General features: G+C 65.7%; 16 protein-coding genes. 4 read left to right on the top strand and 12 right to left on the bottom strand.

Annotation, left to right across the window (positions count from 1 at the left end):
• Window position 1: 1 nt before the first annotated feature.
• From C8J44_RS05080 to C8J44_RS05025, 12 genes are all read right to left on the bottom strand, one after another.
• On the bottom strand, window positions 2-199 hold the full coding sequence (locus tag C8J44_RS05080; RefSeq protein WP_197978314.1) for a hypothetical protein: 198 nt from the start codon (window positions 197-199) through the stop codon (window positions 2-4).
• Window positions 196-1,347: a tRNA guanosine(34) transglycosylase Tgt gene (gene tgt, locus C8J44_RS05075; RefSeq protein WP_121903531.1), complete on the bottom strand. Its 1,152-nt coding sequence runs from the start codon at window positions 1,345-1,347 to the stop codon at window positions 196-198. Before tgt ends, C8J44_RS05080 begins: the two co-directional genes overlap by 4 nt.
• Window position 1,348: 1 nt before the next feature.
• Window positions 1,349-1,804, bottom strand: coding sequence for an EF-hand domain-containing protein (locus tag C8J44_RS05070; protein ID WP_121903862.1), 456 nt, complete (start codon window positions 1,802-1,804; stop codon window positions 1,349-1,351).
• Between the two features lie 8 nt (window positions 1,805-1,812).
• Window positions 1,813-2,838 carry a tRNA preQ1(34) S-adenosylmethionine ribosyltransferase-isomerase QueA gene (gene queA, locus C8J44_RS05065; RefSeq protein ID WP_121903530.1) on the bottom strand — a complete coding sequence of 342 codons (1,026 nt, stop codon included), beginning with the start codon at window positions 2,836-2,838 and terminating at the stop codon, window positions 1,813-1,815.
• 7 nt (window positions 2,839-2,845) lie between these two features.
• A complete protein-coding gene (locus tag C8J44_RS05060; protein ID WP_121903529.1) occupies window positions 2,846-3,568 on the bottom strand; it encodes a peptidylprolyl isomerase in 723 nt (240 codons plus the stop codon).
• A 221-nt stretch (window positions 3,569-3,789) separates the two neighbouring features.
• Entirely contained in the window at window positions 3,790-4,296 is a 507-nt protein-coding gene (coaD, locus tag C8J44_RS05055) for a pantetheine-phosphate adenylyltransferase (RefSeq protein ID WP_121903528.1), read from the bottom strand.
• A gap of 9 nt (window positions 4,297-4,305) precedes the next feature.
• On the bottom strand, window positions 4,306-5,205 hold the full coding sequence (locus C8J44_RS05050) for a polyprenyl synthetase family protein (protein WP_056047506.1): 900 nt from the start codon (window positions 5,203-5,205) through the stop codon (window positions 4,306-4,308).
• A gap of 4 nt (window positions 5,206-5,209) precedes the next feature.
• Window positions 5,210-5,449, bottom strand: a complete 240-nt coding sequence (locus tag C8J44_RS05045; RefSeq protein WP_121903527.1) for an exodeoxyribonuclease VII small subunit — start codon at window positions 5,447-5,449, stop codon at window positions 5,210-5,212.
• Window positions 5,450-5,503: 54 nt separating this feature from the next.
• Window positions 5,504-5,704, bottom strand: coding sequence for a hypothetical protein (locus tag C8J44_RS05040; protein ID WP_121886013.1), 201 nt, complete (start codon window positions 5,702-5,704; stop codon window positions 5,504-5,506).
• A 91-nt stretch (window positions 5,705-5,795) separates the two neighbouring features.
• A complete protein-coding gene (locus C8J44_RS05035; RefSeq protein WP_259466715.1) occupies window positions 5,796-7,472 on the bottom strand; it encodes a diguanylate cyclase in 1,677 nt (558 codons plus the stop codon).
• 667 nt (window positions 7,473-8,139) lie between these two features.
• Window positions 8,140-10,458 (bottom strand): ATP-dependent Clp protease ATP-binding subunit ClpA, encoded by a 2,319-nt coding sequence (gene clpA / locus C8J44_RS05030; RefSeq protein ID WP_121903526.1) that lies wholly within the window; start codon window positions 10,456-10,458, stop codon window positions 8,140-8,142.
• Window positions 10,459-10,763: 305 nt separating this feature from the next.
• Window positions 10,764-10,958 (bottom strand): DUF1192 domain-containing protein, encoded by a 195-nt coding sequence (locus C8J44_RS05025; protein ID WP_056047521.1) that lies wholly within the window; start codon window positions 10,956-10,958, stop codon window positions 10,764-10,766.
• 124 nt (window positions 10,959-11,082) lie between these two features.
• On the opposite strand from C8J44_RS05025, the gene C8J44_RS05020 reads away from it, so the two are divergent.
• From C8J44_RS05020 to C8J44_RS05005, 4 genes are all read left to right on the top strand, one after another.
• Complete coding sequence (locus C8J44_RS05020; RefSeq protein WP_121903525.1) at window positions 11,083-12,063, top strand: NAD(P)H-quinone oxidoreductase; 981 nt, start codon at window positions 11,083-11,085, stop codon at window positions 12,061-12,063.
• A gap of 339 nt (window positions 12,064-12,402) precedes the next feature.
• Window positions 12,403-13,287: a UDP-2,3-diacylglucosamine diphosphatase gene (locus C8J44_RS05015; protein ID WP_060524082.1), complete on the top strand. Its 885-nt coding sequence runs from the start codon at window positions 12,403-12,405 to the stop codon at window positions 13,285-13,287.
• Window positions 13,288-13,446: 159 nt separating this feature from the next.
• Window positions 13,447-14,481: a glycosyltransferase family 1 protein gene (locus C8J44_RS05010; protein ID WP_060524083.1), complete on the top strand. Its 1,035-nt coding sequence runs from the start codon at window positions 13,447-13,449 to the stop codon at window positions 14,479-14,481.
• A gap of 109 nt (window positions 14,482-14,590) precedes the next feature.
• A complete protein-coding gene (locus tag C8J44_RS05005) occupies window positions 14,591-15,268 on the top strand; it encodes a DUF1013 domain-containing protein (protein WP_055873545.1) in 678 nt (225 codons plus the stop codon).
• Window positions 15,269-15,351: the final 83 nt, after the last annotated feature.

Below are 15,351 nucleotides of genomic sequence, written 5' to 3'. Positions count from 1 at the left end.
CTTACTTGTTGCGGTTCGCGAACAGCACCGCGCCCGCGATCGCCGCCGAGCCGATGCCGACGCCCAGGCCGATCTTCGCGAGCGGCCAGCTCTTGGCCTTCTCGGCGGCGTTGTGCGCGGCGGCTTCGGCCTGCAGCTTCGCCTCCTTCGCGGCGGCGAGGATTTCGTTCGGGGTATCGCTGTCGATCTTGATCGTCACTTGGGCTCTCCTTCACTCTTCCGGGCATACACGCCACGGAAATCATTCGCGAACTGTGTCAGCGTCCCCGAGGCGATCGCCGCCCGCAGATCCGCCATCAGCGTTTCGTAGAACCAGATGTTATGCTCCGTCATGAGCATCGCGCCAAGCATTTCACCCGACCGTACCAGATGATGCAGATACGCCCGGCCCCAGGTCGCGCAGACCGGGCAGGGGCAGGCGGGATCGAGCGGCCCCATATCCTCGGCGAACTTGGCATTACGGATGTTGATCGGGCCGGTGCGCGTAAAGGCCTGGCCGGTCCGCCCGGAGCGCGTGGGCATCACGCAATCGAACATGTCGATCCCGCGCTCGACCGCACCGACGATATCGTCCGGCTTGCCAACCCCCATCAGATAGCGCGGCTTGTCGACCGGCAACTGGTCCGGCGCGAAGTCGAGGCACCCGAACATCGCTTCCTGGCCCTCGCCGACCGCCAGCCCCCCGACCGCATAGCCGTCGAAGCCGATATCGATCAGCGCATCCGCCGACGACTTCCGGAAGCCCTCGTTCAGCGCACCCTGCTGGATGCCGAAGATCGCGTTGTTATCGGCATGCTCTTCGCCTGCATCGAATGCCGCGCGCGATCGCTTCGCCCAGCGCATCGATCGCTCCATCGCCGCGGCCTGCACCTCGCGCGTCGAGGTCGTCGGCACGAGTTCGTCGAACGCCATGACGATGTTCGAGCCGAGCAGCCGCTGGATCTCGATCGACCGCTCGGGGCTGAGCAGGTGCCGCGTGCCGTCGAGGTGCGACTTGAACGAGACGCCTTCCTCGGAGCGCTTGGTCAGGTCGGCAAGACTCATCACCTGATAGCCGCCGGAATCGGTCAGGATCGGCTTCGACCAGCCCGAAAACGCGTGCAGCCCGCCCAGCCGCGCGACCCGCTCGGCGCCGGGCCGCAGCATCAGGTGATAGGTATTGCCGAGGATGATGTCCGCGCCCGCACCGACCACATCGGCCGGCTTCATCCCCTTGACGGTCGCGGCGGTGCCGACCGGCATGAACGCTGGCGTGCGGATGTCGCCGCGCTGCATCGCGATGACGCCGGTGCGTGCCTTGCCGTCGGTGGCGGAAATGGTGAAGTCGAAGCGGGGACGGGTGGTCATATTACTTTTTCTTGCGGAGGCCGTAGCGATCGCCGGCCGGCGCGCCGCGGATGGTGATGAGTTCGGCGCGGGTCAGCACGCCATCCTTGTCGCGGTCGAACCGCGTGAAGAACTGCGCGAACCGCGCCTGGAGTTCGGCGAGCGTGATCCGGTTGTCGCCATCGCGATCGACCTCGAACGGGCTCGGCAACGCGTTGCGATCGCCAAGCCACGCCTGAGCCCAGTCGGCAAAGGCAATGTACCCGATCGATCCAGTCGCAGCACCGTCGGCGGTCGCATAGCTCCGCGCGACGCCCGCGGTCAGTTCGGCCTGCGTCACGCGGCCGTCACCGTTCGCATCGCATGCGGCGATGAACAGCGCAGCCGGTTCGGCGAAGATCGTCGCGGGCGGTTGCGGCGCGCCCGCGGGCGGCGCCGCGGCCGTGATAGCCTGAAGCAGAGCGAGAGCGAGCAGCATGCCGCTGGTCATGGCAGCAGAAGCGAGGCGTCGCCATAGCTGTAGAAGCGATACTTCTCAGCGATCGCATGCGCATACGCCGCCTGCATCCGTTCGCGGCCCATCAGCGCCGACACCAGCATGAACAAGGTCGAGCGCGGGAGGTGGAAATTGGTCATCAACCCGTCGATCCCGCGGAACCGGTATCCGGGGGTGATGAAGATCGCGGTATCGCCATCGAACGGCCGAATGACGTCGTCCTCACCGGCTGCACTCTCGATCAGTCGCAGCGACGTCGTCCCGACCGCGATCACGCGACCACTGTTCGCGCGCACCGCGTTGAGCCGATCGGCGGTGGCGGCATCGATCCGGCCCCACTCGGCGTGCATCCGGTGCTCGGTCGTATCGTTTGCCTTGACCGGCAGGAACGTCCCCGCGCCGACATGCAGCGTCAGCGTCGCGTGACCGATCCCCGCCGCGTCGAGCGCCTCCATCAACTTTGGCGTGAAGTGTAACGCCGCGGTCGGGGCGGCGACCGCCCCCGGCTCGGACGCGAACATCGTCTGGTAATCGTCCGCATCGCGCGCGTCGGTCGGGCGCTTGCTGGCGATGTATGGGGGCAGGGGCATGTGGCCCGCGCGTTCCAGCAGCAGCTCGACGGGCTCGTCGCCAGCGAATACCAGCGCGTAGCTGCCGTCGTCTTCGCGATCGACCGCCGCCGCGCTCACGCCGTTGCCGAACGCGATCACGTCGCCGTCGTGAAGTCGCCGCGCGTTGCGGATGAATGCCCGCCATCGACGCGGGCCCTCGCGCTTGTGCAAGGTCGCACCGATCTTCGAATCGCCGCGCCGTCCTTCGAGTTGGGCGGGGATGACGCGCGTATCGTTGAATACGAGCATGTCGCCACGACGCAGCAACGACGGCAGGTCGGACACGCCCGCATCAAGGGTCCGATCACCTTCGAGCACCAGCATCCGTGCAGCATCGCGCGGCGCCGCCGGGCGCAGCGCGATGTTGTCGGTCGGCAGGTCGAAGTCGAAAAGGTCGACGTTCAACGGAGTCTCACTTCTTGGCAGGCGCCTTCTTCACCGGCGCCTTGCGGGCCGGTGCGAGCTTGGGCTTCGCCGCGTTCGGGCCCGAAGCCGTTCCCGGCAACGTCACCGGCGCACCGAAAGCAGGGGCAGGCGGGCCAGCGACATACGCCGGGGGATTGTCCGCCGCGATATAGGCATGGACGATCCGCGACGGGTTCGCCGGCGGCTCGCCGCGCTCGATCGCGTCGACATACTGCATCCCATCGATCACACGACCGAACACGGTGTATTTCTTGTCGAGGCTGAGGCGCGGCTGGAAGACGATGAAGAACTGGCTGTTCGCGCTGTCCTCCTTGTCCGAGCGGGCCGCAGACACCGCGCCGCGGACGTGCGGCAGGTAATTGAACTCGGCCTTGAGGTCGGGCAGCGTTGATCCACCGGTGCCGTCGCCCTTGGGATCGCCGCCCTGCGCCATGAAGCCATCGATCACGCGGTGGAAGGCGAGGCCGTCATAGAAATGCTGGCGAGTCAGCGTCTTGATCCGCTCGACCATCAGCGGCGCGACGTCGGGCCGCAGCCAGATCGTCACGCGCCCGCCGGTCGACAGGTCGAGCAACAGCAAATTCTGCGTATCGGTCGTGAGCGGCGGCGTCAGGCGCGCAGGCGCTGCCACGACATCCTTCTTCTGCGCAGCGGCTGGTACCGTGACGAGGCACCCGAGCAACGCGAACATTCCGACGAAAAAGCGCATCAAATTCCCACTCGCAAGAGGCCCGGCGCAACCAGGCTGCCGCCACTTAGAGCAAATCCCCGCTTGCGCCAATCTGAACGTGCGGGGCTGCTGACGCCGAACTTCCCCCCTCCCTGAAAGCGAGGGGCCGGGGGTGGGTAGGCCCGCTTGAGCCTCAAACGTGCGACCAAGCGGAAACCAGACCCATCCCCAACCCCTCCCTTTCAGGGAGCGGAGAGAAGTCAGCTCCCCTTGCGGCCGATCTTCTCGACCCGCGCGATCACCTCGTCGCGCACCGCTTCCGGCACGAACTTCGCGATATTTCCGCCGTACAGCGCGATCTCCTTCACCAACCGGCTCGCGATCGGCTGCAACGCGACGTCGGCCATCAGGAACACCGTCTCGACGCGCGGATTGATCTGCTGGTTCATCCCCGCCATCTGGTATTCATATTCGAAATCGGCGACCGCGCGTAAGCCTCGGACGATTACCTTCGCACCCTGCCGCTCGGCGAAATCCATCAGCAGCGAATCGAAGGCGACGACCTCGATATCGCCGCCGATGCTCGCGACCTCGCGGCGCACCGTCGCCATCCGCTCCTCGATCGTGAACATCGGCGACTTCGAGGGATTGGTGGTGACGCCGATCACCAGCCGGTCGACCAGCTTCGCGCCACGCCGAATGATGTCCATGTGACCCAGGGTGACCGGATCGAACGTGCCGGGATAAACGCCGATTCGCGGTGTCATTGCGCTCTCCTAGCGGTCGCGTTCGAGCACGTAGCGGGCGATATCCCGCAACAGATCGGCTTCCTTGCCATAGCTATGGAGATGCGCGATCGCCTGGTCGACCAGCATCCGCGCCTGTTCGCGCGCGCGCTCGGGCCCGAGCAGCGAAAGGAAGGTCTCCTTGCCCGCGACCTCGTCCTTGCGCAACGACTTGCCGACCACCGCCTCGTCGCCCTCGGCATCGAGCAGATCGTCGGCGATCTGGAACGCGAGCCCAAGATCGTGCGCATAGCCGCGCAACCCGACACGCCCTTCCGGTGGCAGGCGCCCGAGGATCGCGCCAGCCTCGACCGACGCCGAGATCAGCGCCCCGGTCTTCATCTGCTGCAACCGCGTGACGGTGGTGAGGTCGAACCGCGTGTTTTCGGCCTCGATGTCCATCTTCTGCCCGCCCGCCATGCCGTTGGGGCCGGCGGCGCGCGCGAGATCCTGAACCAGTTCGATGCGGACGAACGGATCGGGATGCGTGGCGGGATCGGCGAGGATTTCGAACGCCAGCGCGTGCAGGCAATCGCCCGCCAGGATCGCGGTCGCCTCGTCGAACAGCTTGTGCACGGTCGGCTTGCCGCGGCGCATGTCGTCATCGTCCATCGACGGCAGATCGTCGTGGATCAGCGAGTAGACGTGGATCGCCTCCAGCGCGGTCGCGGCTCTTGCGGAACAATCGCGCGCCACGTCGAATAGGTTGGCGGTCGCGAACACGAGCAGCGGCCGCAGGCGTTTGCCGCCGCCGATCGCCGCATGGCGCATCGCCCGGTACAGGTCGTGACGCGGATCGTCGGGGATCGCCAGCAACTGGTCGAACTGCCGGTCGATCTCCGCCGAAACCTCGGCGAGCGCGTCCTTCAGCGTGGCGGAAATCGCTGCCACCGGCTCAGCCTGCCGCGAACGGGCGCACGCCCACGGGCTTGCCCTCGCCATCGAGCCGGATCGCCCCGATACGCGCCTGCGCCGCGTCAAGCCGGTCGGCGCACCGCTGGCGTAGCTTGTTGCCGCGCTCGTACAGCTCGATCGCCTGCTGGAGCGGCGTATCGCCACTTTCCAGCTTACCGACGATAAGCTCGAGTTCCTTCAATGCATCCTCGAACGCGAGGTCTTCGATCGGCGTGTCCATGTCCGCCGCTATGGCGCAGGCACGCGATGGGGGTCAAGGACATGGCGCGCGTGTTCAGCGCAGCCGGTTCACGGTCCAGGTATAGAGCACAGAGACGCCGACCAGGCCGAAGTCGACCGCCGCCTGCATCCGGTGCGGCGCGGGATCGCGCACGTCGTGCGTGACCAGTCGCAGATCGACGGTCGGATGCCGCACGGCGATCGCGGTCAGCGTGACCAGCCCCGCGATCAGCAGCGTCCCCTTGTGATTTCGCATCGTGCGTCCCCCCGGCAATACGCGCGATCATGTCGCAAATGTCGCGTGCCGACAAGTCGACCGTCAAACCCCGGCAGCGGTCGGGCGGCAGTCAGGCGGCGATGCACACCGGGGCTTCGCGCGCCCGATCGCGCCCGGCGGCCTTCGCCGCGAACAACGCGCCATCGGCGCAGTGATACAGGTGCTTCCAGTCCTTCTCGTGCAGCAACGGCCCGGTGCAGGCGCCGATGCTCGCGGTCACCACGATGTCGAACGGCATCCGCTGACGGCGCAGGCGATCCAGCACCGCGTCGGGCGAGACTGCGTTCGCCGCGTCGAGCAGGATCGCGAACTCCTCGCCGCCGATCCGCGCGACCAGCGCATCCGCCGGCACCGCGTTGCGCAGCGCGCGCGCGACCACGCGCAGCACTTCGTCGCCGCCGTCATGGCCGATCTTCTCGTTGACGCGCTTGAAGTGGTCGACGTCGGCGATCAGCAGCATCTGGTCGCCCGGCCGGCCGATCGCACGCGTCAGGAACGCGCGGCGATTGAGCAGCCCGGTCAGCGGCTCGGTATCCGCCAGCAATCGCGCGGCAATCTCCTGTTCTCGGGCCTCGTCGCGCTCGACGCTCAACAGGCGGATCCGATACGCGATCGCCAGGCTCGACAGCATCGATTCGAGCGCCATCGACAGGATCGTCGAATTGTCGAGCCACAGGTTCCATTTCAGCAGGCCGAACGCATTCGCGACGCGCAGGCCGGCCACCGCGATCGGCACACTCCATGCCAGCGAGAACAGCCACAGGAAATGGCTGCGCGTGCGCCACGCGTTGTAAAGGACGGTGGGGATCAGGATCAGCAACGCGAGGTAGGCCGTCGCGAGCAATCTATCGAGCACGTGGAAATGCCACGGTGCGCAGGCTGCCCACGCGGTCGCGCTGGTCAGCAACGCGACCATCACCCAGGTGCTCGCGGGTCGCAGCCATCCTGCGAACACCGGCCGCTCGAAGAACGCGCGCGCGAACAGCAAGGCCGAGACGGCGGACCCGGCAAGGAACAGCGTGTTCAGCCGTTGCCGGTCGTTATTGTCGAGGGCGGGGACCATCTGCCCGAGTGCTCCCGACGACGTCAGCGCATAGGCAAGCAGGCACAGCACCAGCAGGCAATAGGCAGGCTGGAAAGCCTGGCGCAGCGCGCCCCACAAAGCCAGATTATAGACCATCAGCGCCAGCGCCATCCCGCCAAATGCGCCGTACAATGCCGCGAGCAGGATTTCGGTGACGTCACGCTGTTCGTGGTCCGCGATCGCAGGGCCGAGGATGAGACCGCGCAGGTTCGCCGCGCCCTCGATGTGCCAGAGCAGCCGGACCGGCGCGGAGTCGTGATACGGGATCGGCTGGACGATGACCGCGCCAAGCCCGAGCAACTGTCCTGCGGTGCGCGAGGTGAACCCGGTCTGGCGGATCGCGCTATCGGCATACAGGACATACAGCGTGACGCGGTTCACCCATGTGCTGCCGATCCGCACGGTATCGTTCCGCGTCGTATTTGCGGGCAGGGGCTTCGACACCACCCAGAAATCGCCGCCGCCGAAACGAGTCTGCGGTGTGGTGCAGTCGAATCCGTCAGGGTGCGCGAACAGTGCTTTCGGCGTTTGGCCGGGTAATGCCGGACGCACGCATACCGACACGGGTGTGCCCGTGATGGCTGCGGCCGGAGTCGCGAAGGCAACGCAGAACGACAGCGCCACCGCGCCGATCATCCATCGCAGCCATGCCAAACGTTCCATGCCGCCACACTAGCACCGCTTCCCCAATTATCGGTAAACGCGGTCCAATTTGGTTGTAATCGTCCCCCGCCAGGGGGGCGCGAAGCGTCGGAGGGGGCGGACACGGAACAAAGGTGATCGCGCACTGCTCCCTCCGTGTGGCGAGTGCCAGTCACCTCTCCCTGGAGATGAAGATAAGAGCGGTCGACCGAATATGAATCTGGGACAGTCATATCGGCCGTCCTACTCGCCTTCCGAAAACTTTTGGGCCTTATCCCATTCGAACATCCGCACCTCCCCGGCGGGGGCCGGGGTCCAGTTGGAAAGGTCGCAGTAACGGAGCGTTGCGCGTCGTCAGCTACGTCCCCCAACTGGACCCCGGCCTCCGCCGGGGAGGTGAAGTACGTTCAGGGCATACACACCGACATGTCCGATAGCAGCCCGCGCCTTTATGTTCTCCCGCGAAGGCGGGAGCCCAGTCTGGATCCCCGCCTTCGCGGGGAAACAAGCTTCTCTCGATGCGAGGGATAGGACCGGAACCCGTGATGCGGTGACCTCGGCAAGTTCAGGGCCACCACGCGCGAAGTGGACCGCCTGAAACCGTCCCCTTCAAAACGCCCGCTGCACAAAAAAGCCCGCCGCCGGATCGCTCCGACAGCGGGCTCTTCACCTCAACCGCAACCCGAGATTATTCCGCCTCGACGGTCTCGGTCTTGCCCTTCTTCTTCGGCTTCTTCGGCGCGGCGGGTTCGATCGCGAACGACAGCGCGCCGTCCTTCATCTTCACCGTCACCTCGCCGCCGTGCACCAGCTTGCCGAACAGTAGTTCCTCGGCGAGCGGCTGCTTGATCTTCTCCTGGATCAGGCGACCCATCGGCCGTGCGCCGTACAGCTTGTCATAGCCCTTGGTCGTCAGCCATGCCTTCGACTCGTCGTCGAGGACGATGTGCACGCCGCGGTCCGCCAGCTGGAGTTCGAGCTGGAGGATGAACTTGTCCACCACCCGCGCAACCACTTCGGTCGGCAGGTACCCGAACGGCACCACCGCATCGAGACGGTTGCGGAATTCGGGCGTGAACATCTTCGTCACGGCCACCTCGTCCTCGCCCTCGCGGGTGAGATTGCCGAAGCCGACCGTCTCGCGTGCCATGTCGCTGGCGCCCGCATTGGTCGTCATGATCAGGATGACGTTGCGGAAATCGACCGACTTGCCGTGCTGATCAGTCAGCCGCCCGTTATCCATCACCTGCAACAGAATGTTGAACAGGTCCGGATGCGCCTTCTCGATCTCGTCAAGCAACAGGACGCAATGCGGGTTCTGGTCGATCGCGTCGGTCAGCAAACCACCCTGGTCGAACCCGACATAGCCCGGGGGCGCACCGATCAGACGGCTGACCGAATGCCGCTCCATATATTCGGACATGTCGAACCGCTGGAGCGGAATGCCGAGGATCGTCGACAGCTGCTTGGCGACTTCGGTCTTGCCGACACCGGTAGGCCCGGTGAACAGATAGTTGCCGATCGGCTTCTCGGGCTCGCGAAGACCCGCCCGCGCCAGCTTGATCGCCGACGACAGCTTCTCGATCGCCGCATTCTGCCCGAACACCACGCGCTTCAGATCCGTCTCGAGCGTGGCCAGCGCCAGCTTGTCGTCGGTCGACACCGACTTCGGCGGGATCCGTGCCATCGTCGCGATGACCTGCTCGATCTCCTTCGGCGTGATCGTCTTCTTGCGCTTGTTCGGCGGCACCAGCATCTGCATCGCGCCGACCTCGTCGATCACGTCGATCGCCTTGTCCGGCAGTTTCCGATCGTTGATGTACCGAGCCGACAGCTCGACCGCCGACTTGATCGCGTCGGGGGTGTACTTGACGTTGTGGTGATCCTCGAACGCCGAGCGCAGGCCGGCGAGGATCTTGATGGTATCCTCGATCGTCGGCTCGTTCACGTCGATCTTCTGGAAGCGCCGCAGCAGAGCGCGGTCCTTCTCGAAGTGATTGCGGAACTCCTTGTACGTCGTCGAGCCGATGCAACGAATGGTGCCACCCGACAAAGCCGGCTTGAGCAGGTTCGAAGCATCCATGGCGCCGCCACTCGTCGCACCCGCACCGATCACGGTGTGGATCTCGTCGATGAACAGCACGGCATCGGGCAGCTTCTCGAGCTCGTTGACGACCGCCTTCAAGCGCTCCTCGAAGTCACCGCGATACCGCGTCCCGGCTAGCAGCGCGCCCATGTCGAGCGAGTAGATGACGGCAGGCAACAGTACGTCGGGCACGTCGCCCTCAACGATCTTGCGCGCCAGGCCTTCCGCGATCGCGGTCTTGCCGACGCCGGGATCGCCAACATAGAGCGGGTTGTTCTTCGACCGGCGGCACAGGATCTGGATCGTGCGATCCACCTCCGGCCCGCGCCCGATCAGGGGATCGACCTTGCCGTTCTTGGCCTTCTCGTTGAGGTCGACCGTGAATTGCTTGAGCGCGCTTTCCGTCTTGCCCTTCTCCTGTCCCTTGGCCGGCTTCTCGTCGTCCGCACCCTTTGGCGTGGATGCTTCGGTCGCCTGCTGCCCGCCCTTGCCGACGCCGTGGCTGATGAAGCTGACCGCATCGAGGCGGCTCATGTCCTGCTGCTGCAGGAAATAGACGGCATAGCTCTCGCGCTCGCTGAACAGGGCGACGAGCACGTTGGCGCCGGTCACTTCATCGCGGCCCGAGGACTGGACGTGGAGGATCGCGCGCTGGACGACACGCTGGAACCCGCTGGTGGGGGAGGGGTCGGTGGCCGCATCGACCTTCAGCGCATCGAGTTCGCTGTCGAGGTAATGCGAGACGGTGTTCTTCAGATCGCCGATCTCGACGTTGCACGCGGTCATGACCTTCGACGCATGTTCGTCGTCGATCAGCGCAAGCAGCAGATGCTCCAGCGTCGCATATTCGTGCCGCCGGGACGATGCCGCCTCGAGCGCCTTGTGCAGCGTCGTCTCGAGGGCGGGTGCAAATGATGGCATTTACAATACTCCTGTCGGGCCGCGAGAACGCGAGCCCTTTGCCACTATGTCGGAACTGATATCGGTCGCATCAAGCACTTGAACCCGGTCCCGTCCGTTCCTGCGTCGGTTAAAGATCGAACGACCCGCATTACCCACGCCGTCATCCTGGGCTCGACCCAGGATCCAGAGCCATGAAGGCGGACGCTCGTAAGTCTGGGTCCCTCCGTCTGCTGGGATGACGAAGCGGTGAGGCTGTCCCACATCGGTCGAAAGGACAGTACCGGTCGATGCCGTGGCCGCAATCAAAGGCACCGCGGCGGCGGTCACCGCCTGAAAAGATCGTCGGCGATGGCGCGGTGGCTGACCGCACGGTCCTTCTTGACCTGGCATCTGGCGATTTCGCCCTGCAGCACGGTTATGCGTGCATCGAGCTCGGCGACCGACAGCGGATCGAGGTCCTGCCGCACGAGCGCGTCGAGCAGATCGTCGGGACGGGAGGGGGTGTCTTCCGGGTCCATAATTTCTGTAACGTTGACCCGCACCGGAGTGATGTCAATAAGGCGCGAAGTTCAAAAGGGACGTGACGAGCAGATGACCGCGATACCCGAAAACAATTCGAATAACTTAGGTTTACCTGACGTCATGAAGGCGATCGATCCGGAACAGCCGGGCGGTCCCGAAGTGCTTGTCCTCGTCGACCGTCCCGTGCCGCGGCCTGGGCCTGGCGAGGTGCTCGTTAAGGTCGCCGCGGCCGGGGTCAACCGCCCCGAAGTCATGCAGCGCCAGGGCAAGTATCCGCCCCCGCCGGGTGCGCCCTCGATCCTCGGCATGGAGATTTCCGGCACGATCGTCGCGGTCGGCGACGGCGTCGGCGACGAACAGATCGGCCAGCGCGTCTGCGCGCTGATCTCGGGCGGTGCGTATGCGGAATACGCGGTCGCTCCGTTCGGCCAGTGCTTGCCCGTCCCCGAGGCGCTGACGATGGTCGAGGCGGCGGCGATGCCCGAGACGCTCTTCACCGTTTGGACCAACCTCTTCGAGCGCGCCTACGCGATGGAAGGCGATACGGTCCTCGTCCACGGCGGCACTTCAGGCATCGGCACGATGGCGATCGGCTTATGCAACGTCTTCGGCATCGACATCATCGTCACCGCGGGCTCGAAGGCGAAGTGCGAGGCGGCCTTGAGTCTCGGCGCGACCCACGCGATCGACTACAAGTCGGAGGATTTCGTCGAGCGCGTGAAGCAGATCACCGGCGGCAAGGGTGTCGCCGCGGTGCTCGACATGGTTGGCGGCGACTACGTCCCGCGCAACCTGCAATGCCTCGCGGAGGACGGCCGCCACGTATCGATCGCGGTCATGGGCGGCATGATGGCGACGGTGCCCCTGTTCGAGATCATGCGCCGCCGCCTGACGCTGACCGGCTCCACGCTCCGCCCGCGCGACACCGCCTTCAAGTCGCTGGTCGCCGACGAGTTGGCGCGCACCGTCTGGCCGCATGTCGAGGCCGGCAAGCTGAAGCCGGTGATCGACCGCACCTTCGCCTTCGCCGACGCGCCGGCGGCGCACACGCGAATGGAAGCGGGCGACCACGTCGGAAAGATCGTGCTGACGATGGAGTGAGGGGAGGGCAAACGCCAACACTACCCCACCCCGGCGAAGGCCGGGGCCCAGGTGGGGACGCTCAGTAAGGACGCGGTGCGCTCCATTACTGCAACCTCTCCAACTGGGCCCCGGCCTCCGCCGGGGTGGTGCATTCAATTCGGTCGCCTAACAAAACTTGTTCTCCCGCGAAGGCGGGAGCCCAGTCTGGATCCCCGCCTTCGCGGGGAAACATGGTGACCTTGTTCCAGCTGTAAACACGATAAATCTGCTGACTTGGAACAGTCACCGGACTGCGACCGCCCTGTAACAATACTCGGCTAATACTCGCGACAAGGATAGTTTTGCGGGGGCAGGCTCATGAACGCCATCACGACGTTTTCGCCATCTAGCTTCGTTGGCGCCGATATCACCGATATCGCCGACTTCATCCACTCCCGGCCCGCCGTACCCGAGCCGGTCGTCGAACGCCGCCAGTACCGCACGATCTGGATCTCCGACGTCCATCTCGGCACGCGCGGCTGCAACGCCGGGATGCTCAACGACTTCCTCGATCACGTCGATAGCGAGACGATGTACCTCGTCGGCGACATGATCGACGGCTGGCGGCTCAAGAAGAAATTCTACTGGCCCGCCGCGCACAACGACGTGATCTGGCGCCTGCTCAAGCGCGCCAAGCGCGGCACCCGCGTCGTCTACATCCCCGGCAACCACGACGAGGTGTTCCGGCAATATTCAGGCCTCGACCTGGGGGGCATCTCGATCCGCCGCAACGCGATCCACGAGACCGCCGACGGTCGCCGCCTGCTGGTCCTCCACGGCGACGAGTTCGACGCGATCACGCTCGCGCATCGTTGGATCGCGCACATCGGCGACGCCGCCTACACGATGCTGATGGGCCTCAACCGCTGGGTCAACGGCGCGCGGCGGCGGATGGGGATGCCCTATTGGTCGCTGTCGAAGCACGCCAAGGCCAAGGTCAAGAACGCAGTCGCCTTCATCTCGCACTTCGAGGAAGTCGTCGCGCACGCTGCCGGTGTCCGCGGCGTCGAAGGCGTCGTCTGCGGCCACATCCACACCGCCGAAATGCGCGAGATCGCCGGCATCGCCTATTACAACGACGGCGACTGGGTGGAGGGCTGCACGGCGCTGGTCGAGCATTTCGACGGCCGCATGGAGTTGCTCCACTGGGGCGACGAGATCGCTGCCCGCGAACGCGACAAGGTCATATCCATGGCCGCCTGACTTAACCCTCTCCCCGACGGGGAGAGGGCAAGCCGCGACAGCGGCGCGGGTGAGGGCAAGTCCACGACGTCGGTGAAAAAATGCCCTCACCCTCCCACCCGGCTTCGCCGGCCGGGCCCCTCCCTCTCCCGACGGGAGAGGGTAAGAAAGGATAAGCCGATGCGTATCGCGATCGTCACGGATGCCTGGAGCCCGCAAGTCAACGGCGTCGTCCGCACCCTCCAGGCTGTCCGCCAGGAACTCGAATCGATCGGCCACCAGGTCCTGGTCGTCTCCCCCGAACGCTTCGCCTCGATGCCATGCCCGACCTATCCCGAGATCCGCCTCGCCTTCGCGCGCTCGGGCGCCGTCGGCCGCATGCTCGCAGCATTCGGCGCCGACGCGATCCATCTCGCCACCGAAGGGCCGGTCTGCCTCGCCGCCCGCAACTGGTGCCTGGCCCGCGCGCTCCCGTTCACCAGCGCGTATCACACCCAGTTTCCCGACTATATCGCCGCTCGTACCGGCGCGAACCCGGACTGGATCTGGCGCTATATCCGCTGGTTTCACCGGCCCGCGCAGTCGATCCTCGTCTCGACGCCATCGGTCGCGAAGACTCTTGCCGATCACGGCCTGCATCAGGTCCGCGAATGGGGCAGGGGCGTCGACTTCGCCCAGTTCGGTCTCGATGGCGCACGAGATCCCGAACTGACCGCGCTGCCGGGGCCCATCCTGCTCTATGTCGGCCGGGTCGCCGTCGAGAAGAACATCGAAGCGTTTTTGTCCTCCAGCCACCCCGGCACCAAGGTGGTCGTCGGCGATGGTCCCGCGCGCGCCACGCTCGCTCGTCGCTTTCCACAGGCCGTTTTTCTCGGCCATCGTTCCGGTCTCGATCTCGCCGCCGCGTACCGGACCGCCGATGCACTCGTCTTCCCGAGCCGCACCGACACCTTCGGCCTCGTCATGATCGAAGCGCTCGCCTGCGGCACGCCGGTTGCCGCCTACCCGGTAACCGGCCCGATCGACGTGCTCGACGACCGTGTCGGCGCGATGCACGAAGACCTCGACACCGCGATCGCCACCGCGCTGACCCGCGACAGCGTCACCTGCGCCGCCTATGCTGCGCGCTACAGCTGGCCGGCCAGCGCGCGCCAGTTCCTCCACGCGCTCGTCCCGCTCGACCGCCCCCTGGATCGTCCGCTTCTCGCGGCATGATACGCGTTACGCTTGTTCGCTTGCCTGTTAGCGCCGCGCGCACTAAGTCTGCTTCATGTCAGGCCGCTCCGAAAGGGGCGGCCCTTTCTATTTTTACGGAGTTTCCGCCGTGGCCCAGCCGCTCATGCCCCACGCGACCGCCGCCTGGATGGTCGACAATACCGCGCTCAGCTTTGAGCAGATCGCGGACTTCTGCGGCCTGCACATCCTCGAGATCCAGGCGATCGCCGACGATACGACGTCGACCAAGCTCACCGGTCGCGATCCCGTCCGCGCGCACGAAGTGACGCAGGATGAGATCGACAAGGGTGCCGCCGATCCCGATTACCAGCTCAAGATGATCAAGGGCCCCGAGCAGGTCCGCCGCACCAAGGGTCCGCGCTACACGCCGGTCTCGAAGCGCCAGGACAAGCCCGACGGCATCTCGTGGATCATCCGCAATCACCCGGAGATCACCGATGGCGCGATCTCGCTGCTGATCGGCACCACGCGCACGACGATCGCCGCGATCCGCGACCGCAGCCACTGGAACATCGCCAACATCACGCCGAAGGACCCGGTCACGCTCGGCCTGACCTCGCAGCGCGAACTCGACGCGGCGGTGGCGAAGGCAGCCAAGGCAGCCGGCATGGAAGCCCCGACCGACACGCGCCTCGAAGGCGACCGCGAGGTGTTGCTCCAGCAGCTCCGCGCCGAGCGCACCCAGGCGGCTGCGGACGCCCAGTTCGTGGCAGACGGCGGCGTCCTCCCTGTCAAGCCGCTGTTCGACGACCCGTTCAAGCGCTGACGGCACTTCCCCTCCCGCAAGCGGGAGGGGGCAGGGGGCGGGCTCGCGCTTTCCTCTTGCGATACGGCTAGGTTCGAGCCGCT

The sequence above is a fragment of the Sphingomonas sp. PP-CE-3A-406 genome (assembly GCF_003688625.1).
GTDB lineage: Bacteria > Pseudomonadota > Alphaproteobacteria > Sphingomonadales > Sphingomonadaceae > Sphingomonas.
Note: the sequence above shows the minus strand (reverse complement) of the source record. Positions and strands in the feature narration are given on the sequence as shown.

What these genes read in the sequence shown, in the direction of transcription:
- tgt (WP_121903531.1), bottom strand. Translation starts at nt 1,347, where the DNA reads ATGACCACCCGTCCCCGCTTCGACTTCACCATTTCCGCCACCGACGGC.
- C8J44_RS05070 (WP_121903862.1), bottom strand. Translation starts at nt 1,804, where the DNA reads ATGCTGCTCGCTCTCGCTCTGCTTCAGGCTATCACGGCCGCGGCGCCG.
- C8J44_RS05060 (WP_121903529.1), bottom strand. Translation starts at nt 3,568, where the DNA reads ATGCGCTTTTTCGTCGGAATGTTCGCGTTGCTCGGGTGCCTCGTCACG.
- coaD (WP_121903528.1), bottom strand. Translation starts at nt 4,296, where the DNA reads ATGACACCGCGAATCGGCGTTTATCCCGGCACGTTCGATCCGGTCACC.
- C8J44_RS05045 (WP_121903527.1), bottom strand. Translation starts at nt 5,449, where the DNA reads ATGGACACGCCGATCGAAGACCTCGCGTTCGAGGATGCATTGAAGGAA.
- C8J44_RS05040 (WP_121886013.1), bottom strand. Translation starts at nt 5,704, where the DNA reads ATGCGAAATCACAAGGGGACGCTGCTGATCGCGGGGCTGGTCACGCTG.
- C8J44_RS05035 (WP_259466715.1), bottom strand. Translation starts at nt 7,472, where the DNA reads ATGGAACGTTTGGCATGGCTGCGATGGATGATCGGCGCGGTGGCGCTG.
- clpA (WP_121903526.1), bottom strand. Translation starts at nt 10,458, where the DNA reads ATGCCATCATTTGCACCCGCCCTCGAGACGACGCTGCACAAGGCGCTC.
- C8J44_RS05025 (WP_056047521.1), bottom strand. Translation starts at nt 10,958, where the DNA reads ATGGACCCGGAAGACACCCCCTCCCGTCCCGACGATCTGCTCGACGCG.
- C8J44_RS05020 (WP_121903525.1), top strand. Translation starts at nt 11,083, where the DNA reads ATGAAGGCGATCGATCCGGAACAGCCGGGCGGTCCCGAAGTGCTTGTC.
- C8J44_RS05015 (WP_060524082.1), top strand. Translation starts at nt 12,403, where the DNA reads ATGAACGCCATCACGACGTTTTCGCCATCTAGCTTCGTTGGCGCCGAT.
- C8J44_RS05010 (WP_060524083.1), top strand. Translation starts at nt 13,447, where the DNA reads ATGCGTATCGCGATCGTCACGGATGCCTGGAGCCCGCAAGTCAACGGC.